Below are 20,091 nucleotides of genomic sequence, written 5' to 3'. Positions count from 1 at the left end.
TTGCCTATCTGGTTCACAAAATTCGCTCCGCGACGAATATATTCGTGAGACTGATCACATAAAATAACAAGAATGCCGCCGGGAGCCGGCAGCAGAGCGGAAGGAGGAGCAGGTGAATGAGTGCCGCCGGGGGATAAGCCGCCGACGGCGAGGGGGTCAGCGTTCGGTTTCCGCGAGCTGGCGTTCGTACACTTTGAAGAAGGGGCGATAGAGCATCCAGGCGTTAAACATCGCGAACAGGCTCATGCACAAATTTTTCCAGCTACCGTTCGCCGACCATGCTGCCCCCAGCGGGGAAGGCATCGACCATGGCAGCATCGCCACCGCGCGGTCGAGGATACCCAGCTGAGTTAAATACCATGCGATACAGGCATTTATCAGCGGAACAAAGAGAAACGGCAGTAAAAAAACCGGGTTCATGATTACCGGAAAACCAAACAGTATTGGCTCGTTGATATTAAACAGCGACGGCAGCAGGCCAATTTTTGCCACGCTTTTCAGCTGCCGCGAGCGGCTGCGCATCGCCATCAGCACCAGCGGCAAAGTGGAGCCAATACCGCCGATCAGCAGGTAAAAATCCCAGAACCCCTGCAGATAAATATGCGGCAGCGTTGGCGAACCCGCCGCCAGCGCCTGCTGATTTTCAAACAGATAGGTCATCCAGAAGGGGTTCATGATCCCGGTGATGATCAGCGCGCCATGGATACCGATAAACCAGAGTAAGTTACAGATAAATAAAGAGATAAGTACCGCCATCAGCGTGTCGGACGCCAGCACCAGCGGCCGCACCGCTTCGCTGATCAACTCCGGTACGATGCGTCCGGTGGTCTGCAGCAGTATGGCATTCATCACGCTTATCGACAGCATCACCACCAGCAGCGGGATCAGCAGTTGAAAGCCATTGCGGGTCATCAGCGGCACTTCATCAGGCAAGCGAATACACCAGCCTTTTTTGTAAAAAAAGCGAATTATCTCAATGGAATAGGTGCTGGATATCAGGGCGGTAAATATCCCCATACCGCCGAGATAAACATTGCTCACCGCAGTCTCACGAAAGCCGATAAACAGCAGAAAAGCCAGACACCCGGTTAAACCGCAGAGCCGTTCCGGCAGACGGTACTGCTTGGCAAGACTGGCGCTGGCGCCGAAGGCGACAATCAGCGCCACCAGGCCAATGGTTAGCTGAAAGGTCGGCAGCAGGATAGGCCGCAGTAGCAAATAGACCTGGCCGAAACGCGAGGCGCCGTCTATGGAAACGGGCGGAAACAAAATGGGCACCAACAGGCTGCCAACAATCACAAAGGGCATCGCCAGCGCAAAGCTATCGCGCATCGCCGTAATGTGGTTGTTGCGCGTCAGAACATTCGCCAGCGGCGCCAGCCGCTGCTCGATGATGTCCACGGCCACATTCATTAACTGAATGTTCATACTCCTACCTTTGCGAATGGTTGTCTCGCCGGGATGATCGCCCACAACACCGGAAAGTGAAAGCCTGCCATAGGTGATCATGGTCACAATTAATAAATCCACAAACGGAAAGCGCTTTCCGTAATGCATCCATTTTGACTATAGTCCGCTCATCCAACCTCATCAGGAGCGGTACTTATGAAAAAAATTATGTTGTGTTGTTCGGCAGGCATGTCCACCAGCCTGCTGATGAAAAAAATGATTGCCGAAGCCGAACAGCGGGGCCTGCCGGTAGAGATCAATGCCTATGGCGTAGCGGAGTTCGCCGAACAGGTTGGCCATTATCAGGTGGTACTGCTAGGGCCGCAGGTGAAATACATGCAGCAGGATCTGCAAAAACAGGCGGATAAATACGGTATTCGCGTCGAACCCATCAATATGATGGACTACGGCATGCAAAAAGGCGCCGCGGTCCTCGATTTCGCCCTTTCCCTCATTGAAAACAAGAACTAAGGAAAGAACATGAGCTCTCTGTACGCTAAATTGATCGATGTGATCGAACGGCAGATCACGCCTATGGCGGGGGCGATCGGCCAGCAAAAATACGTCACCTCGATCCGCGACGGTTTTATTACCGCCCTGCCCTTTATGATCGTCGGCTCGTTTTTGCTGGTATTTATCTTTCCGCCGTTTTCTCCGGATACGACGTGGGGCTTTGCCCGCGCCTGGCTGCAATTTTCGCTCGATCATCGCGATGCGCTGATGCTGCCGTTCAACTTCAGCATGGGGGTGATGACCCTGTTCATTGCCGTCGGGATCGCCGCCAGCCTCGCCAAGCACCATCACCTGGACTCGCTGACCGCCGGGATGCTGTCGCTGATGTCGTTTCTGCTGGTGGCCGCGCCGCTGAAAGATGGCCAGATCTCTACGGCCTACTTCTCCGGCCAGGGGATCTTCACCGCCATTCTGGTGGCCATCTATTCCACCGAGCTGTACGCCTTCCTCAAGCGGCATAACATCACCATTCGCCTGCCGCCGGAAGTGCCTGCCGGGGTGGCGCGCTCGTTCGAGATCCTGATCCCGGTGCTGGCGATCATTCTGACGCTGCATCCGCTGAACCTGTTTATCGAGGCTCAACTGGGGATGATCATTCCGGAAGCGATCATGTCGCTGGTCAAACCCCTGGTCGCGGCTTCCGATACGCTGCCGGCCATTCTGTTGTCAGTGCTGGTCTGTCAGGTACTGTGGTTCGCCGGGATCCACGGCGCGCTGATCGTCACCGGGATCATGAACCCGTTCTGGATGGCCAACCTGTCGGTCAATCAGGCGGCCATGGCGGCAGGTACCGCTATCCCGCACATCTATGTCCAGGGCTTCTGGGATCACTATCTGCTGATCGGCGGCGTCGGCTCCACCCTACCGCTGGCGCTGATGCTGCTGCGCAGCAAGGCCGTGCATCTGCGGACGATTGGCCGGATGGGGGTCGTGCCGGGGGTATTCAATATTAACGAACCGATCCTCTTCGGCGCGCCGATCATCATGAACCCACTGTTTTTCCTGCCGTTCGTGCTGGTGCCGATGGTCAACGCGACCCTGGCGTACTTTGCGCTGAAGCTGGATCTCGTCAGCCGCGTAGTATCGATGACGCCGTGGACAACGCCGGCGCCCATCGGCGCCTCGTGGGCGGCGAACTGGAGCTTTAGCCCGGTGATCCTGTGCCTCATTTGTATGGCCACCTCCATGGTGATGTACCTGCCATTTCTCAAAGCTTACGAAAAACAGCTGCTGGCCCAGGAGCGTGAAAACGCCGTCGGCCAGGCTGACAACGCGGCGCAAACCGCTTAACGCTAACGATTCAGAGGATAATCATGGAATTAGAAGAACAGGTGATGGGGATCATCATCAACGCCGGCCAGTCACGTAGTCTGTGCTACGAAGCGCTGCACGCCGCTAAAGCGGGTGATTTCGCCACCGCCGACGCCAAAATGCAGGAAGCGGCGCACTATTCCCGCGAAGCTCACCTTGTACAGACCCAGCTTATCGAAGCTGACGAAGGCGAGGGAAAAACCAAAATGACGCTGGTAATGGTCCATGCTCAGGATCACCTGATGACCTCCATTCTGGCGAAAGAGCTGATTGCCGAACTGATTGCGATTTACCGCGCGCAACCACTTCACGCCTAGCGCGTTCCCCGGCCAGGCGCGCTGGCCGGGTCTGATTCCCCGAGGTCACTATGTTACATCTTGGAATAGATATTGGCGGCACCAAAATGGAAGCCGTACTGCTGGACCCGGCGGGCGAATGCGTCCAGCGCCTGCGCCGGCCGACCCACAAAGAGAGCTATGACGCCTTTATGCGTCAGCTGCTGACCCTGATTGCCGATATTCGCGCGGTCAGCCCGCAGCCGTTCACCCTGGGGATCGGCCTGCCCGGGGCTATCGATCCGCAAAGCGGACGCATTAAAAACTGCAACTGCCTGGTGCTCAACGGTCACGATCTGCGCCGGGATATCATGCAGCAGCTTGGCCAGCCGGTGTGGATGGCAAACGATGCCGACTGCTTCACCCTTTCGGAGGCGGTAGATGGCGCCGGCGCCGGGGCCTCCACCGTCTTCGGGGTGATTATCGGTACCGGCTGCGGCGGGGGGATCGCCGTTCATCAACAACTGCTCAGCGGCCCCAACGCTATCGCCGGGGAGTGGGGGCATAATCCGCTGCCGGGCTATACTCCTGAGCGCGATGGTCCGCCGCAGCCCTGCTACTGCGGCAAAACGAACTGCATCGAAAGCTTTCTCTCCGGCACCGGCTTCGCCCGCCGCTATGGGGAACAAGCCCGTGCGGAAGCCATTGTCGCCGCGGCGCAAAACGGCGATCCGCGCGCGCTGGCCCACTGGCGACACTTTATCGATGCCTTTGCCCGTAGCCTGGCGTCGGTGATCAATATTCTCGACCCGCAGGTGATTGTGCTGGGCGGCGGTCTGTCCAACGTCAGCCAGATCTATCGCGATCTGCCTGCCGCCATCGTGCCGTGGATCTTCTCCGACACCTGCCGCACGCAGATCAAACCGGCCCGCTTCGGCGACGCCAGCGGCGTGCGCGGCGCGGCCTGGCTGCCCCGTCTGCCCGGCGCCGCGGACGGGCAGCGGTAGACACTTTTTTCAGCAGGTATGTTAAGCTAGGCGAAAATGTTCAGACAGAAAAAGCCATGCCAACGATTGATGATGTTTCAAGATTAGCGAATGTCTCAAGAGCGACGGTTTCCCGCGTGCTGACCGGCACCCGGGGCGTGCGCGAAGAGAGCCGGGAAGCTGTGCTGCGGGCCGTTGAAGAACTCAACTATCGCCCTAGCTTTGCCGCGCAAAACCTCGCCAGTCAGACATCCAGCCACGTTGGTCTGGTGATTTCCGCGCAGGACGAAAGCCACGGCGCGCGTCTGCTGCCGCTGCTCTCTCAGGCGCTGAAAGGGCTGAATAAAAGCCTGCTGGTCCAGTATGTCAGCGATCCGGTAGAGCAGGCGGCGGTGATCGACGATCTGCAGCGCCAGTGCGTGGCGGTGGTGGTGCTGGGCGCCGTTGCCGCCGACGCGCCGCGCAACGTTATCGCCTTTGACCGCTTCGGCGTCGCCGGGAGCAACAGCCAGGGCTACGACTTCGCCTTCGCCACCGAAAGCGCCTGCCGCTATGTGATTGGCAAGGGACACCGCAACATCGCCCTGCTGATGGACAGCGATAGCGACGATGCCAGCCGTCAGATGCTGGAAGGCTACCGCAACGTCCTGCAAAACTACTCCATTCCTTTTAACCGCCAGCTGGTGCTGACGGCCAACGATGATGTCGAGCAGGCGCTGCTGACCTTAATTAACAGCTTCAGTAAATACTCAGTGATTATCGTTAAACGCGACCGCTACGCGGCTGAGGCGATGCGTCTGTTACGCGAATTCACCATCGCCGTCCCGCAGGAGGTCTCCCTGTTGAGCCTTGAGGATTCCCCGCTCGCCTCGCTGCTCTACCCGCCGCTGACCTGCATCTCCTGGCCACTGGAGGCGCTGCTGGATAACTGTATTCAGCGTATTCGCAGCCTGATTGACGACCGGCCAACCTTCACCGCCGAGGGCCGCTCGCTGGCTGGCCGCCTGATCCCGCGCCAGTCGGTCGCCGATATCTCTTGATCTTCGCCCGGTTCGCGCCGGGCCAGCCTTATCTCCCCCTTTCTTGTCGCTTTCGTTTCCCGGCTCATTATTACCCACGCATGCAAATAAGAATTATTTTCATTTGTAAATAGCTTGTGCTATATAACATAGCAATGGCTATAAACGCTGGGAAATTAACCACACCATTGCGAGGGATCCTATGCTACACCTGACACCGCTGAAATCATTGCTGCTGGCCAGCGCGCTGGCTCTGCTGGCCGCGACGCCGGCCACCGCGCAGGAGAAATTCAGGGTTATCACTACCTTCACGGTTATCGCCGATATGGCGCAGAACGTGGCCGGCGACGCCGCCGTCGTCAGCTCCATCACTAAACCGGGCGCGGAGATCCATGATTACCAGCCCACGCCCGGCGATATCAAACGCGCGCAGGGGGCGCAGCTGATCCTCAGCAATGGGCTTAATCTCGAGCGGTGGTTTGCCCGTTTTTATCAGCACTTACAGGGCGTTCCGGAGGTGGTAGTCAGCGAGGGGATCCAGCCGATGGGCATCAGCGCGGGCCCCTATAGCGGGAAGCCCAATCCCCATGCCTGGATGTCGGCAGATAACGCCTTGATCTATGTCGATAACATTCGCGATGCGCTGGTGAAGTACGATCCGCCTCAGGCCGACACCTATCGCCGTAACGCCGAGGCCTATAAGGAGAAGATCCGCCAGACGATGGCGCCGCTGCAGGCCAGACTGGCGCAGCTGCCGGCGGATAAGCGCTGGCTGGTCACCAGCGAGGGGGCCTTCTCCTATCTGGCCCACGACTATGGTCTGCGCGAACTGTATCTGTGGCCGATCAATGCCGACCAGCAGGGCACCCCGCAACAGGTGCGCAAGGTTATCGACATCATGAAGAAAGAACGCATCCCGACCATCTTCAGCGAAAGCACCATCTCCGATAAACCGGCGCGTCAGGTGGCGCGCGAAGCCGGGGCCCACTACGGCGGCGTGCTGTATGTCGATTCGCTGAGCGCCGCCGACGGCCCGGTGCCGACCTGGCTCGACCTGCTGCGCGTCACCACCGAAACCATCGTCAACGGTATCCAGGACGGGATGAGGAAGCAGCCATGAATGCAGCGCAAGCGGGACTGTATGTCGACCAGCTCACCGTCACCTGGCGCAACGGCCACACTGCCCTGCGCGACGCCTCGTTCAGCGTACCGCGCGGCTCCATTGCCGCACTGGTGGGCGTTAACGGCTCGGGTAAATCCACACTGTTTAAAGCGCTGATGGGCTTTGTGCGCGTCGGCCACGGCGAGATCGCCATACTCGGCCAGCCGGTCAACCGCGCGCTGCGCCAGAACCTGGTCGCCTATGTCCCGCAGTCGGAAGAGGTGGACTGGTCCTTCCCGGTGCTGGTGGAGGATGTGGTGATGATGGGCCGCTACGGCCATATGGGCTGGCTGCGGCGGGCAAAGCCGCGCGATCGCGAGATTGTCGATGCCGCGCTGGCCCGCGTGGGCATGAGCGAGTTCCGCCATCGGCAGATTGGCGAGCTCTCCGGCGGGCAGAAAAAGCGCGTTTTCCTTGCCCGCGCTATCGCTCAGCAGGGTCAGGTGATCCTGCTGGATGAGCCTTTTACCGGCGTCGATGTGCAGACCGAAGCGCGGATCATCAGCCTGCTGCGCGAGCTCCGCGATGAGGGCTGTACCATGCTGGTCTCCACCCACAACCTCGGGTCAGTGAGCGAATTTTGTGATTACACGGTGATGGTGAAAGGCACCGTGCTGGCCAGCGGCCCGACAGAAACCACCTTCACCGCCGAGAATCTGGAGCGGGCTTTCAGCGGCGTGCTGCGCCACGTCGCGCTCACCGGCGGGGAAGCGCAGGTTATCACCGATGACGAGCGGCCGTTTATCAGCCGGCGCGCGGCAGGAGGCCCACGATGAGCTGGCTGCTGGAGCCGTTTGGCTATCACTATATGATCAATGCGATGTGGGTGTCGGCGCTGGTAGGCGGCGTCTGTGCGTTTCTCTCCTGCTACCTGATGCTGAAGGGCTGGTCGCTGATTGGCGACGCCCTCTCCCACTCGATTGTGCCCGGCGTCGCCGGGGCCTATATGCTCGGCCTGCCTTTCGCGCTCGGCGCGTTTCTCTCCGGCGGCCTGGCGGCGGGCAGCATGCTGTTTTTGCAGCAGCGCTCGCGGCTGAAAGAGGATGCCATTATTGGCCTGATCTTCTCCTCCTTCTTCGGGATCGGGCTGTTTATGGTGTCGCTGAATCCGACGTCGGTGAATATCCAGACCATTATCCTCGGCAATATTCTGGCCATCGCCCCGGAGGATATTATCCAGCTGGCGGCGATCGGCTTTATCTCGATGGCGATCCTGCTGCTGAAGTGGAAAGATCTGATGGTGACCTTCTTTGATGAAAACCATGCCCGCTCGATTGGCCTGAACACCCGCGGCCTGAAGCTGCTGTTCTTTACCCTGCTGGCCGCCTGCACCGTGGCGGCGCTGCAGACCGTCGGCGCCTTTCTGGTCATCTGCCTGGTGGTGACTCCCGGGGCCACCGCGTGGCTGTTAACCGACCGCTTTCCGCGCCTGCTGGCCATCGCCGTGGCTATCGGCAGTCTGACCAGTTTCTTCGGCGCCTGGCTCAGCTACTATCTCGACGGCGCCACCGGCGGCATTATCGTGGTCGCGCAAACGCTGTTGTTCCTCATCACCTTTATCTTCGCGCCGAAGCACGGCCTGCTGGCCAGCCGCCGCCGTGCCAGGGAGGCCGCATGCTGAACCTGTTCCTGGCCCCGTTCCAGTTTCCTTTTATGGTCAATGCGATAGCGGTATCGATCATCGTGGCCGTGCCCTGCGCGCTACTGTCGGTTTTTCTGGTGCTCAAAGGCTGGGCGCTGATGGGCGACGCCATGAGCCACGCGGTCTTTCCGGGCGTGGTGCTGGCCTACATTATCGGCATCCCCTTCGCCATCGGCGCGTTTATCGCCGGGCTGCTGTGCGCCGTGACGACCGGTTTTCTCGACGATAACAGCCGACTCAAGCGCGATACCATCATGGGGATTGTCTTCTCCGGCATGTTTGGCGCCGGGCTGGTGCTGTATGTAGCGATCCAGTCCGATGTTCATCTCGACCATATCCTGTTCGGCGACATGCTGGGGATATCCCTTCGCGATATTGGACAAACGGCGGCTATCGCGCTGGTGATTGCGCTGATTATCGGTCTCAAATGGCGGGATTTTTTGCTGCACGCCTTTGACCCGACGCAGGCCAAAGCCAGCGGCCTGCGCGGCGGGCTATTGCACTACGGCCTGCTGTGCATGATCGCCCTGACCATCGTCGCGACGCTGCAGTCGGTGGGGATTATTCTGTCGATTTCGCTGCTGATTGCTCCCGGGGCGATCGCGCTCCTGCTGGTGCGGCGCTTTATCCACGCCCTGCTGCTGGCGGTAGCGGTGGCCATCGGCTGCTCGGCGGGAGGGGTGTGGCTGGCGTTTTATCTCGACAGCGCGCCGGCGCCGACTATCGTGGTGCTGTTTTCCGCGCTGTTTGTGGTCGCCTTTGTGGCAAGCACAATTCGGGATAGTCAGAAACAGAGGGCTTCAGCAACCATCCCCGGTGGCGGCTAATGCCTTACCGGGGCCGACTTGTCGCCCGGCTACGCGCCGCGCTGACCAGGGAAAGGCCGCTATTTTTTCGGTCGGTATTTTTCCGGTAGCGCCGGCACCGGGCGCCTGTCGTCCAGCAGATGGCGAATAGTGAGGATCGGGTGGCGCCAGAGCATTCGCGGCCCGGCCCAGCGCATAATCTGCTTCATCTCTTCGCGCTTCGCCGGCTGGTAGCAATGCACCGGACACTGCTTGCAGGCTGGTTTATTCTCGCCAAACACGCACTTATCAAGGCGCTTGTCGGCGTAGGCGTTCAGCGCCTGATAGTGCGCATTATCGGCCAGCGCCCCGGGACAGCGCCGCTGGTAGAGGGCAATCATCCGCTGAATCGTCATCTTTTCCCGTTCGATACGCTTCCCCATCTCCCCGCCTTTCGCCTGTTATTAAGATGCATATATTATACATCTTATTGTTCGTGCCCGACCAGCCTCACTGCTTGAGATGCTGGATCAACTGCAGGGCTGCCCCGGACAGAACCCCGAAATGGCTGTAGGCATAGAAATCGCGGATAAAAACGCTGCCCTCGAGTTCGAACGGACGCAGCAGGCCCAGCGCTTCCTCGTGCCGGTAAACCGGGGCCGGCATCGACGTTAACAGATCGCTCTCGCACAGAAAGGCCTTAATGGCCGAGGAGGACGCGCACTCAATCACCGGCTGCGGACAGGGTAGCTGATGGGCACGAAAGATATCCTCAAGGATGTTCATCGGGGTACTTAACGGCGGCGGCATGATCCACGGATAGTCCAGCATCGCCTCGAGGGATAAGTTCGCCGCCTGATGTAGCGGGTGGTACTGCCTGGCGACGATGCAGATCCGGTCCTGCCAGTTAATTTTACCGCGCACCACGATTTTCTCATCATGCGGTAAGGGGCCGCAGAGGGCGATATCGATGTCGTGCATCCGCAGGAGTTTAAAGAGCTCGGAGTCAATGCGGTCAACGATCCGCAGATGGATCTTGGGATGACGCTGATGGAAAGCCGCCAGCTTATCGATGAAATGGCTGGTCAGCAGGCTGGAAACACAGCCAATCCGCAGGATACCTTTCCCGGCGCCGCGGATGAGCGCAATCTCCTCGCGGGCCTTTTGTTCGGTATTCAGCATCGTCAGCGCATAGGGTAAAAAGGCGCTGCCATATTCGCTCAACGCCATACCGTGTTTGTGTCTTTCGAATAAGGTCGCGCTCAGGTCCGCTTCCAGGCTCAATAACAGCCGGCTCAGTCCCGACTGAGTGATCCCCATCTTCTCTGCAGCCAGGGTCATATTGCCTTCGTGAGCGACAGTAATAAAAGCCTGAATCTGCTTAAATTTCATTGGCATGATATTTACTCATTGAATAAACGGTTTTTGCATTTCCCTTGCGGCCTGTTTTAGCGAATAAATGTCGCTATCAATACGCTCAAAAATAGCTACCGCGCATCAGGAAAAACGGATTTATTAACCTCATCACGCACGGCAAAAACGAATTGCGGACCCGAAGATAATTTATAACGAGAATATATCACCATGACACAGAACAATATTCTATTAATTTCAGGCGCTATATTACCGGTCATCATTACCGTCATCATCGGCTATATTAGCGGTAAACGAAAAGACTTTAACTGGCAGCAGGCAGGAGACATCAATAAAATTGTGATGCTCTATGCATTACCACTAAGTATTTTCAGCAATATGGTGATGACGCCGCGACACATCGTCATGACCATGGGCCCGGTTGCGGTGGCCATTATCCTCGCGCTGATTCTGAGCTTCGTCATTCCCTTACTGGTCGCCCGCTATCTGTTCCGACGCGACCTCGCCCTCAGTACGCTGCAGGCGCTGGCCATCGGCTCGCCGGCGGTTCCTTTCATCGGCACCTCAGTGCTGGCCTTTTTATTTGGCACCGTCAGCGCGTCGCTGATCACGGTGTCCAGCATCACGCAAAATGTCTTCCAGCTGCCGCTGGTGATGATTCTGATGTCGGTCGCCACTGGCGATAAAAGCCAGCATATCTCCTTTGGCACACGGGTGATAAACGCCATTAAACAACCTGTGGTCTGGTCACCGGTGATCGCCCTGATCATCGTGCTGGCGGATATCCATATTCCGCAGACTATCTCGATGTCGCTGGGTCTGCTGGGTAAAGCCTCTGGCGGGCTGGCGCTGTTTGCCGCCGGGATCGTGCTCTATACACGCAGCATTGTTATCACCACCGCTACCATTATCACCGTTATCGCCCGCAATATTTTGGTGCCCGGCGCCTGCTATCTCCTGTTATTAAAAATGGGCTTCAGCATGGAGCAAATAAAGGAAGTCGTATTGACGATGGCTATCCCGGTAGGCTCCATCGCGATAATTATTGCCATGCAGTATAAAACCGGCGAGCAGGAAATGGCCTCGACGATGGCGCTGAGTATTATTGCCTCCATCATTACGATGGGCGGATTTATTTTCTTAACCTTTTAATTATCGCGATTACACCGCGTGAATACGGAGAGAATATGGCCTCTATCACATTATCGGCTGCTGAACTGTTACTGCATCGGCTACAGGCGCTGGACGTGGCATATATTTTTATTAACTCGGGCACCGATTATCCGCCAGTTATTGAAGCCTGGGCAAAGGCCCGGGCGACCGGGCAAAAGGTACCCGAGCTGGTGATCTGCCCGCATGAAAACGCCGCCATCGGCATGGCGCACGGCTACTACCTCGGCACTGGCAAGGTGCAGGCGGTAATGGTTCATACCAACGTCGGGTTAGCCAACGCCGCCTGCGGTGTCATCAATCTGGCGAACAGCAATATCCCGGTGCTGATTTTTGGTGGTCGCACGCCGATTAGCGAACATTCCCACTTCGGCTGCCGCAATACGCCGATTGGCTACGGCCAGGAGATGCGCGACCAGGCGGCGCTGATCCGTGAATCCGTGAAGTGGGATTTTGAACTGCGGCTGGCCGATCAGATCGGCGAGCATGTTGACCGGGCCTGGGCGATTGCCAGCTCCCTGCCGAAAGGGCCGGTCTACCTGAGCTTACCGCGCGAGCCATTGTGCGAGACCTTTGCTATTGATGAGGCCGCACTGCAGGCCGGTCCTTCGCAGCAGCCGGTCCGCTATGCGCCAGTCCGGGAAGATATCGCCCGGGCCGCCGAGGCAATCGCCTGCGCCAGGCATCCCGTCATCTTCGCCCAGCGCGGCGCCCGAACGGCGGGTGGCTTTGCGCGACTTAATAGCCTGGTGCGCGAATGGGCGATCCCATTGGTGGAATACTGGGGTACCGAGGTGACCCTGAGCGCCGATAACCCACTGCTCGCCGGGGCTGATCCCAGCGCCTGGCTCGCCGACGCCGATGTGATTCTGGTGGTCGACTCGCAGGCGCCATGGATGATCGCCGAGGGCGACTGTCGCCAGGACTGCACCGTGATCCAGATGGGCCCCGATCCGCTCTTCTCCCGCTACCCGGTACGTGGCTATCGCGCGGACATCAACCTGGCGGGCGAGACCGATGAAGTCTTCAGCCTGCTGGAAGAGGCGCTGCGCCCGCTGCAGGCCGCCCGCCAGCAACATGTGGCGGAGCGGGCGGCATATACGCAGAACCGCATCCAGCAACAGAAAAACCAGCGCGACGCGCTTCTCCATGCCAGCCAGACCGGGGTCATTACCAAACCCTGGCTCAGCTACTGCCTCGGCCATCTGGCGAATCAACACCGCGGCCGGATCGTTTCTGAGCTGACCACGCTGCCGCAATTTGCCGGGCTGATCCATGCCGAGAGCTATTACCAGGAAGCGCTGGCCGGCGGCCTGGGCGAAGCCCTGCCTATCGCACTGGGGCTGCAGCTTGCGCGCCAGGAAGAGCTGATTATTGCCGCCGTCGGCGACGGGTCGTACCTGTTCGCCAACCCTGCGGTCTGCCACCATATTGCGGAGGTAATGAAGCTCCCTGTGCTCGTCGTGGTCGGAAATAACGGCGGATGGGGCGCCGTCGCGGGCGGCACCAAAGCGCTCTACCCGGACGGCTACGCAGCCCGCGCGGAGACCATTCCGGCCACCGCCTTTACCACCTCGCCGGATTTCGCCGCGATCGCCGCCTCCAGCCGCGCGGCGTCCCTGTCGGTTTCCCGGGCCGAGGATCTCCCCGGCGTGCTGGAAGAAGCGGTCACCCTCATACGCACCCGCCGACAAAGCGTGCTGGTTGACGTGCAGTTAGCCCGCTAACGGCTTCTCCTCCGGGCGCTTGTCGCCCGGAGGGGGTTGTCACCCCTTCTGCTCACCTTTATCCACATGGCCCAGCGGCTTCTCCGGGAAACAGACATCGCGCACCCGGCGTTTCAGCTCGGCCGCATCCGGAAAACCGCCATCCTGCTTGCGCTCCCAGATCTGCTGACTGCCGACATCGATCGTGAAGATCCCGCCGGTCCCCGGCACCAGCGTCACCGAGGCGATGTCGGTGCTGAAGGTATGTAACAGCTCCTGCGCCATCCAGCTGGCGCGCAGCATCCAGTTGCACTGGGAACAGTAGGTGATGGTGATGGCCGCTTTTGAGTTCATCGTCGTCTCGCTAAGTCTGAAAGGGCAAATTGTAAACAAAGTGCAGTTTAAATGAAGAACACATGATTATTTTGTTGCAAACGATAATACCTATCATTACCATTCGCAATCAACAAATGGAGTAAGACCCCATCCGCAACGGAAAAGACGGAGCAACCTGCAACTCTGGAAGTAACGCGTGAGCCGATACTAATAACGATCAAGGCGTGGCGACTATGTACAAATCGACTCCGTCAGCAGCATGGTGTAAAAAACGCCTGCTGGTGACCTCTTTGCTTGCAGCAATTTATCAGACTTCTGCCATCGCAGCAGACACTTCCGCCGTTAGCGGCGAGGCGGTGGATGACACCTCGGAACAAATGACCGTCACCGCCCCCGCACCGGTGCAGAAAGCCGGTAGTGAGCACAGCATCAGCGCCCGGGAGCTGGAGGATAAAGGCGCTAACGATTTTGGCTCTATTATGCGCTATGAGCCGCTCATCAGCGCCACCGGGGCCAGCGGCGGCTCCGGCAACGGCAAAAGCGGCTTCGACCGCGGAGGCTACACCGGCTACAACATCCGCGGCATGGAGAGCAACCGCGTCGGCATCGACGTGGACGGTATTGCCCAACCCAACGCTACCGGCCGCGGCTACGTCGGTCGCGCCGGGCTCAACACCTTCGGCATCGGCCGCGATTATATCGACCCGTATATGTATGGCAGTGTGGATATTCAGTCCGGCGCCACCTCGACGGAAACGGCCAACAGCGCTATCGGGGGAAATGTCTCCTTCCGCCCGAAATCGGCAGATGATTACCTGCGCCCGGGCAAGACCAGCGCCTTCGGCTACCGCAGCGGTTACGACTCTGCGGATCGCAGCTGGCACAACGGGGTGACCGTCGCCGGCGGCGATGAGTTCCTGCGCGGAATTTTGGTCTATAGCCGCCGTGACGGCCAGGAAACCGAAAACAACAGCGGCACCGTCGACGCCTACCCGGCGAACTGGCACTCCGATGCGTTTCTGGCCTCCGGGATCTGGCAGCCTAACGATGAGCACAAGCTGACCAGCACCTTCGACTATTACCATAAAACCAACCACACCCACTACGATACCTGGGACTCCAGCGGCAACAGCACCATCGGCACCGCCAACCAGACCAGCCAGACCCGGCGCTGGGGCCTGAGCCTGAAGGATGACTGGACGCCGATGAACGACTACCTCGACAGCGTCTCCACGAAAATCTACTACCAGCATACCGAAGCCCATGACTGGACTTATATGCCGGACAGCGTCACCCGCAGAATGCAGACGGTGAACTCTAACTACGATACCGATACCTGGGGCCTGCAGACCGCGCTGGCGAAAACCCTGGGCCGCCACGATCTGAGCGCCGGCTTCAACGCCAGCACCAGCAAAACCCAGCGACCGTTCAGCCAGTCGCCGATCCCCAGCGTTTACAGCGAGATCATGCAGCCGGAGGCAGACAGCCGCAGCTACACTCTCGGCGGCTTTGTCCAGGATAAGATCAACTTCGACCTTGATAGCCACAACTTCGCCATTATTCCCGGCGTGCGCGTGGTGCATCAATCGACTAAGCCGGAAAATCTGTCCGACCTTGCCGCCAACAGCAGCGTACTGACCGAATCGTCGGTGGCGAATCTGTACGGCAAAAACAGCGATACCCAGGTTCTGCCGTCGTTGACCTTCCAGTACGACCTCACCCCGCGCCTGATGACCTACCTGCAGTACCAGCGCGGCGCGCAGTTCCCCAACGCCAGCCAGCTGTATGGCTCCTGGAACCTCGGCTCCAGCTACGCCGGTAGCCAGCAATATGCCCTGATCGGCAATACCGATCTGAAGACGGAAACCAGCGATAATCTCGAGTGGGGGCTGAAAGGGGAAGTCACCGAAGGCATCACCGTGCGCACGGCGCTGTTCTACAACAGCTATAAGAACTTTATCGCCTATACGCGCTATACCCGCGCCAATAATCCGGGCCAGTTCACGAATGTGCCGTCGAACATCTACACCATTTATCAGGCGGAAAACCGCGATAAAGCCTATATCTACGGCGGAGAGATCAGCACCAAATTTAACTTTGGCACCTGGTTTGAGCAGGTGAACGGCCTGAGCAGCACCCTCGCCCTCGGCTATAGCGAAGGGAAATCGAAATCCAGCTACAGCGGCGATAAATACGTCGACCTCGACAGCGTGGCGCCGATGAAAGCCATCGTCGGCGTGGCGTGGGACGATCCGGCGAAACGCTACGGCACCGCCCTGACGGCGACCTTTGTCAAAGGGAAACAGGCGACCGCCACCAACCGCGAAAGCTACAGCAACAGCGGGTCCGCCATCACCGATGCCAGCAGCGACTATATGCGCGTGCCGGGCTACGGCATGCTGGACTGGACCGCGTACTGGCAGGTGGCGAAAAACGTGCGCCTCAATGGCGGGGTCTACAACCTCACCGATCGTAAATACTGGGATTACCTGAGCAGCCGCAATATCGAGACCGGCACCAACCAGGACGCCAACGATAAAGCGCTGGCGGTGATGCCGGGCCGCACCTGGCAGCTGGGCGTCAACGTCGACTTCTGATTGCCCGAATAATAACGCACCTGCCCCCGGCCCGCCGGCCGGGGATATTCATCGTCGAGAAGGATATGATTATGCCAAATGCACACCCTGACCTGTGGCAGCGCTACCAGGCCACCAAAGCGGCCAGTACCGCGAAATATGCCCGCGATATCGCCGCGGAAATGGGGATCAGCGAAGCCGAGCTGACCGCCGCCCGCCTCGGCCATGATGCCGTGCGCCTGAGCGATGACGCCCGGACGCTGATTGCCGCCCTGGAGCGCGTCGGCGAAACCAAATGCATCTGCCGCAACGAGTATGCCGTGCATGAGCAGGTGGGCCAGTTCACGCACCAGCACCTCAGCGGCCACGCCGGGCTGGTGCTGAATCCGCGCGCGCTCGACCTGCGTCTGTTCCTCAGCCAGTGGGCCAGCGCCTTCCATCTGAACGATAATGGCCGTCAGAGCATCCAGTTTTTCGACCACCACGGCGACGCCCTGCTGAAAGTCTATGCGACCACGCAGACCGACATGGCGGCCTGGGACACCCTGATCGCGGAACATCAGGTGGCGGCGCCGGCACCGCTGGCCCTGCGCCCGCTGGAGCCGGTGAAATATGCCGACACCGCCGACGGCGCCGCGCTGGAGAACGACTGGCGCGCGATGACCGACGTTCACCAGTTCTTCGGTCTGCTGCGTAAATATCAGCTTTCCCGCCAGCAGGCCTTCCGTCTGGTGAGCGACGACCTCGCCTGCCGCGTGGATCGCCATGCGCTGCCGTCGCTGCTGGAGACGGTGCGCCAGGAGGGCAATGAAATCATGATCTTCGTCGGCAATCGCGGCTGCGTACAGATCTTCACCGGCGCCCTGGAAAAGCTGGCCCCCATGCGCGGCTGGCTAAATATCTTCAATACCACTTTTACCCTGCATCTGCGCGAAGAGAGCCTCGATGAAGTGTGGGTGACCCGCAAGCCGACCTCAGATGGACACGTCACCAGCGTCGAACTGTTCGCCAAAGACGGCACCCAGATTGCCCAGCTCTATGGTCAGCGCAGCGAGGGGCACCCCGAGCAGGCGCAATGGCGCCAGCAGGTAGATCGTCTGACCCGTGAAGGGCTGCCCGCATGATGCGCTGGTTACTGCTCTTCATCGCTTTCCCGCTGCTGAGCCACGCTGCCGTTGAGCGACTCGTCACCCTCGGCGGAGATGTCACTGAGATCGTCTATGCCCTTGACGCGGAACAGAGTCTGGTGGCGCGGGATAGCACCAGCAGCTGGCCCCCGGCGGCGCAAAAGCTGCCGGACGTCGGCTACCTGCGACAGCTGAACGCCGAGGGGATCCTCGCGTTACGCCCGCAGCTGGTATTAGCGAGCGCCCAGGCGCAGCCCTCGCTGGTCTTACACAAAGTACAGGCGAGCGGGGTGAAGGTGGTTAACGTGCCGGGCGGCGAAAGTCTGTCCGCGATCGATAACAAAGTGGCTGTCATTGCCGAAGCGTTAGGCAAAACGGCGGCAGGCGACGCGCTGCGCCAGCAGCTTCAGCAACAGATCGCCGCCATTCCCACGCAGCCGGTTGCTAAGCGGGTGCTGTTTATTCTCAGCCACGGCGGAATGAATACCCTGGTGGCCGGACAGCACACCGCGGCCGATGGCGCCATTCGCGCCGCCGGGCTGCAGAACGCGATGCAGGGCTTCAACCACTATCGCGCCATGTCGCAGGAAGGGGTCGCCGCCAGCCAGGCGGATCTGGTGGTGATCTCCGCCGATGGTCTCAAAGGGATGGGCGGCGAAGCCGGGCTGTGGAAACTGCCCGGTCTGGCACAGACCCCGGCGGGGCGTCATAAACAGCTGCTGACGATCGACGATATGGCCCTGCTCGGCTTCGGGCCGCGCACACCGCAGGCGATAATCGCGCTGCGAAACAAAGCGGAGCAGTTGCCCTGATGCGCCCTGCCCTCGCCCGTCGTTTGCTGTTGATGACGCTGCTGCTGGTCTCCCTGACGCTGTTTGCCACCACCCTCGGCGCTATGCGTTTGCCGCTGGTCAACTTGCTGCCTTCCGGGGATGAGATGCTGCGCCACATCTGGCTGAGTATCCGTCTGCCGCGGGTACTGCTGGCCCTGCTGGTGGGCGCGGCGCTGGCCCTCTCCGGTTGCGTGATGCAGGGGCTGTTTCGCAATCCGCTTGCCGACCCGGGCCTGCTGGGCATCAGCAGCGGCGCCGCGCTGGCGGTGGCCAGCTGGCTGGTGCTTCCGTTCTCCGCTACGGGGCTGATCGCCCTGTACATGCCGATGCTGGCGGCGTTTATTGGCAGCCTGGCGGTGATGGTGGTGATTTTCATCCTCAGCCGGGCGGAGGAGGGTTCGCTGTCGCGCCTGCTGCTGGTGGGGATCGCCATCAACGCGCTGTGCGGCGCGCTGGTCGGGGTCCTGTCCTGGCTGAGCAACGACGCCCAGCTGCGCCAGCTGTCGCTGTGGGGAATGGGCAGCCTGGGCCAGGCCGAATGGCCGACGCTGCTGGTGGCCGCGACCTTGATTATCCCGGCGGCGCTGGCGGTGTGGTGGATGGCGTCCCGCCTCAATCTGCTGCAGCTTGGCGATGAAGAGGCACACTATCTCGGGGTCAACGTGCAGGCACTACAGCGCTGGCTGCTGCTGTGCAGCGCAGTGCTGGTGGCCGCCGCGGTGGCCATCAGCGGAGTCATCGGCTTTATCGGCCTGGTGGTGCCGCACCTGATGCGCCTGTGGCTGGGGCCGGACCATCGCGGACTGATCCCCGGCTCGCTGTTGGCCGGCGCGATCCTGCTTCTGCTGGCCGACACCCTGGCTCGCACCGTGGCGGCGCCGGCGGAGATACCGGTCGGTCTGCTCACCAGCCTGCTGGGCGCCCCCTGGTTTCTGTGGCTGGTCTTTCGTCGGGAGAACTCCAGACATGGTTAATGAATACTGCGCCCAGGGGCTGTCACTTCACCTTGGTAAACGACAGATTATCGACAACGTCTCCGTCGCGCTGCGCGGCGGCGAGATGACGGCGCTTATCGGGCCGAACGGCGCCGGGAAATCCACTCTGCTGCGCCTGTTGACCGGCTATCTGACTCCGGACAGCGGCACCCGCCATCTTGCAGGCAAGCCGCTGGAGGCCTGGTCCCCCGAGGCGCTGTCGCGCCGGCGGGCGGTCATGCTGCAGCGAACGGCCCTGCAGGCCGACTGGACGGTGGAAACGGTCATTGCCATGGGACGCTCACCGTGGGGCGCGACGGCGGATCCGGCGGTGCTGGCGGCGGTGATGGCCGTCACCGGCTGCGATGGCCTTGCCGGTCGCCGCTATCCCGGCCTCTCCGGCGGCGAGCAGCAGCGGGTGCAGCTGGCCCGCTGTCTGGCGCAGCTATGGCGCGACGGCGCGCCGCAGGGCTGGCTGTTTCTCGATGAGCCCACCTCGGCGCTGGACCTTTACTATCAGCAGCACCTGCTGCGTTTGCTCAAACGGCTCACCGCCGGCGGGCAACTGCATGTCTGCGTGGTGCTGCATGACCTTAACCTCGCCGCCCTGTGGGCCGACCGCATTCTGATGCTTCACCAGGGCCATCTGGTCGCCCAGGGCACGCCGCAGGAGGTGATCCAGCAGCCGGTTATCCATCGCTGGTACGGGGCGGATGTCCGCCTCGTCCAGCACCCGGACAACGCGGCCCCCCAGGTTTATCTGGCGCCATAATCCCCGCGCGGCGCAACTGGAATCCGGATCGCGCCGCGCTTACGCTTTCTGGCAATAATTGCCTGCATTATATTATTGAGG

The 20,091-nt window shown here is 60.1% G+C and carries 20 protein-coding genes; 16 read left to right on the top strand and 4 right to left on the bottom strand.

Going from position 1 to position 20,091, the window contains the following annotated elements:
- Positions 1 to 156 precede the first annotated feature (156 nt).
- Positions 157 to 1,428: a PTS sugar transporter subunit IIC gene (locus R0140_RS05150; RefSeq protein ID WP_004151052.1), complete on the bottom strand. Its 1,272-nt coding sequence runs from the start codon at positions 1,426 to 1,428 to the stop codon at positions 157 to 159.
- Positions 1,429 to 1,605: 177 nt separating this feature from the next.
- Between R0140_RS05150 and R0140_RS05145 the strand changes: the two genes are divergently transcribed.
- From R0140_RS05145 to R0140_RS05105, 9 genes are all read left to right on the top strand, one after another.
- Positions 1,606 to 1,920: a PTS sugar transporter subunit IIB gene (locus tag R0140_RS05145; protein ID WP_002914979.1), complete on the top strand. Its 315-nt coding sequence runs from the start codon at positions 1,606 to 1,608 to the stop codon at positions 1,918 to 1,920.
- Positions 1,921 to 1,929: 9 nt separating this feature from the next.
- A complete protein-coding gene (locus R0140_RS05140; RefSeq protein WP_012967351.1) occupies positions 1,930 to 3,252 on the top strand; it encodes a PTS cellobiose transporter subunit IIC in 1,323 nt (440 codons plus the stop codon).
- Positions 3,253 to 3,275: 23 nt separating this feature from the next.
- Positions 3,276 to 3,590 carry a PTS lactose/cellobiose transporter subunit IIA gene (locus R0140_RS05135; RefSeq protein WP_002914983.1) on the top strand — a complete coding sequence of 105 codons (315 nt, stop codon included), beginning with the start codon at positions 3,276 to 3,278 and terminating at the stop codon, positions 3,588 to 3,590.
- A gap of 50 nt (positions 3,591 to 3,640) precedes the next feature.
- Complete coding sequence (locus R0140_RS05130; RefSeq protein ID WP_012540756.1) at positions 3,641 to 4,555, top strand: ROK family protein; 915 nt, start codon at positions 3,641 to 3,643, stop codon at positions 4,553 to 4,555.
- 56 nt (positions 4,556 to 4,611) lie between these two features.
- Positions 4,612 to 5,574 carry a LacI family DNA-binding transcriptional regulator gene (locus tag R0140_RS05125; protein ID WP_008806194.1) on the top strand — a complete coding sequence of 321 codons (963 nt, stop codon included), beginning with the start codon at positions 4,612 to 4,614 and terminating at the stop codon, positions 5,572 to 5,574.
- 181 nt (positions 5,575 to 5,755) lie between these two features.
- Positions 5,756 to 6,673, top strand: coding sequence for a metal ABC transporter substrate-binding protein (locus R0140_RS05120; RefSeq protein WP_046622649.1), 918 nt, complete (start codon positions 5,756 to 5,758; stop codon positions 6,671 to 6,673).
- Entirely contained in the window at positions 6,670 to 7,491 is an 822-nt protein-coding gene (locus tag R0140_RS05115; RefSeq protein ID WP_004181057.1) for a manganese/iron ABC transporter ATP-binding protein, read from the top strand. Before R0140_RS05120 ends, R0140_RS05115 begins: the two co-directional genes overlap by 4 nt.
- Positions 7,488 to 8,336: an iron/manganese ABC transporter permease subunit SitC gene (gene sitC / locus R0140_RS05110; RefSeq protein ID WP_008806197.1), complete on the top strand. Its 849-nt coding sequence runs from the start codon at positions 7,488 to 7,490 to the stop codon at positions 8,334 to 8,336. The genes R0140_RS05115 and sitC overlap by 4 nt, the downstream gene beginning before the upstream one ends.
- Positions 8,330 to 9,184 carry a metal ABC transporter permease gene (locus tag R0140_RS05105; protein WP_012540752.1) on the top strand — a complete coding sequence of 285 codons (855 nt, stop codon included), beginning with the start codon at positions 8,330 to 8,332 and terminating at the stop codon, positions 9,182 to 9,184. The genes sitC and R0140_RS05105 overlap by 7 nt, the downstream gene beginning before the upstream one ends.
- 59 nt (positions 9,185 to 9,243) lie before the next feature.
- On the opposite strand, the gene R0140_RS05100 is transcribed toward R0140_RS05105, so the two are convergent.
- Together R0140_RS05100 and R0140_RS05095 are read right to left on the bottom strand one after the other, a co-directional pair.
- Positions 9,244 to 9,585 (bottom strand): nitrous oxide-stimulated promoter family protein, encoded by a 342-nt coding sequence (locus R0140_RS05100; protein WP_008806199.1) that lies wholly within the window; start codon positions 9,583 to 9,585, stop codon positions 9,244 to 9,246.
- Between the two features lie 67 nt (positions 9,586 to 9,652).
- Positions 9,653 to 10,540 carry a LysR family transcriptional regulator gene (locus R0140_RS05095; protein WP_012967349.1) on the bottom strand — a complete coding sequence of 296 codons (888 nt, stop codon included), beginning with the start codon at positions 10,538 to 10,540 and terminating at the stop codon, positions 9,653 to 9,655.
- Positions 10,541 to 10,726: 186 nt separating this feature from the next.
- Between R0140_RS05095 and R0140_RS05090 the strand changes: the two genes are divergently transcribed.
- Positions 10,727 to 11,668 carry an AEC family transporter gene (locus R0140_RS05090; RefSeq protein WP_008806201.1) on the top strand — a complete coding sequence of 314 codons (942 nt, stop codon included), beginning with the start codon at positions 10,727 to 10,729 and terminating at the stop codon, positions 11,666 to 11,668.
- A 35-nt stretch (positions 11,669 to 11,703) separates the two neighbouring features.
- Positions 11,704 to 13,413, top strand: coding sequence for a thiamine pyrophosphate-requiring protein (locus tag R0140_RS05085; protein WP_032740899.1), 1,710 nt, complete (start codon positions 11,704 to 11,706; stop codon positions 13,411 to 13,413).
- A 39-nt stretch (positions 13,414 to 13,452) separates the two neighbouring features.
- Here the strand turns inward: R0140_RS05085 and R0140_RS05080 are convergent, their stop codons facing one another.
- Positions 13,453 to 13,746 carry an Rdx family protein gene (locus R0140_RS05080; RefSeq protein WP_049153520.1) on the bottom strand — a complete coding sequence of 98 codons (294 nt, stop codon included), beginning with the start codon at positions 13,744 to 13,746 and terminating at the stop codon, positions 13,453 to 13,455.
- A gap of 215 nt (positions 13,747 to 13,961) precedes the next feature.
- Here R0140_RS05080 and R0140_RS05075 point away from each other — a divergent pair, with 215 nt between their 5' ends.
- The 5 genes from R0140_RS05075 (at position 13,962) to R0140_RS05055 (ending at position 20,010) form a co-directional block, all read left to right on the top strand.
- Complete coding sequence (locus tag R0140_RS05075; protein ID WP_048964699.1) at positions 13,962 to 16,325, top strand: TonB-dependent receptor domain-containing protein; 2,364 nt, start codon at positions 13,962 to 13,964, stop codon at positions 16,323 to 16,325.
- Between the two features lie 71 nt (positions 16,326 to 16,396).
- Positions 16,397 to 17,428, top strand: a complete 1,032-nt coding sequence (locus R0140_RS05070) for a hemin-degrading factor (protein ID WP_032740910.1) — start codon at positions 16,397 to 16,399, stop codon at positions 17,426 to 17,428.
- Entirely contained in the window at positions 17,425 to 18,243 is an 819-nt protein-coding gene (locus R0140_RS05065; RefSeq protein ID WP_032733708.1) for a heme/hemin ABC transporter substrate-binding protein, read from the top strand. Before R0140_RS05070 ends, R0140_RS05065 begins: the two co-directional genes overlap by 4 nt.
- Positions 18,243 to 19,238 carry a FecCD family ABC transporter permease gene (locus tag R0140_RS05060; RefSeq protein ID WP_032740911.1) on the top strand — a complete coding sequence of 332 codons (996 nt, stop codon included), beginning with the start codon at positions 18,243 to 18,245 and terminating at the stop codon, positions 19,236 to 19,238. Before R0140_RS05065 ends, R0140_RS05060 begins: the two co-directional genes overlap by 1 nt.
- Positions 19,231 to 20,010, top strand: coding sequence for a heme ABC transporter ATP-binding protein (locus tag R0140_RS05055; protein WP_032740913.1), 780 nt, complete (start codon positions 19,231 to 19,233; stop codon positions 20,008 to 20,010). Before R0140_RS05060 ends, R0140_RS05055 begins: the two co-directional genes overlap by 8 nt.
- Positions 20,011 to 20,091 lie beyond the last annotated feature (81 nt).

The organism is Klebsiella sp. w6 (assembly GCF_033100215.1).
In the GTDB taxonomy this organism is placed as follows: domain Bacteria; phylum Pseudomonadota; class Gammaproteobacteria; order Enterobacterales; family Enterobacteriaceae; genus Klebsiella; species Klebsiella variicola.
The sequence above is the reverse complement of the archived record's forward strand: the minus strand, read 5'-3'. Positions and strand labels throughout refer to the sequence as shown.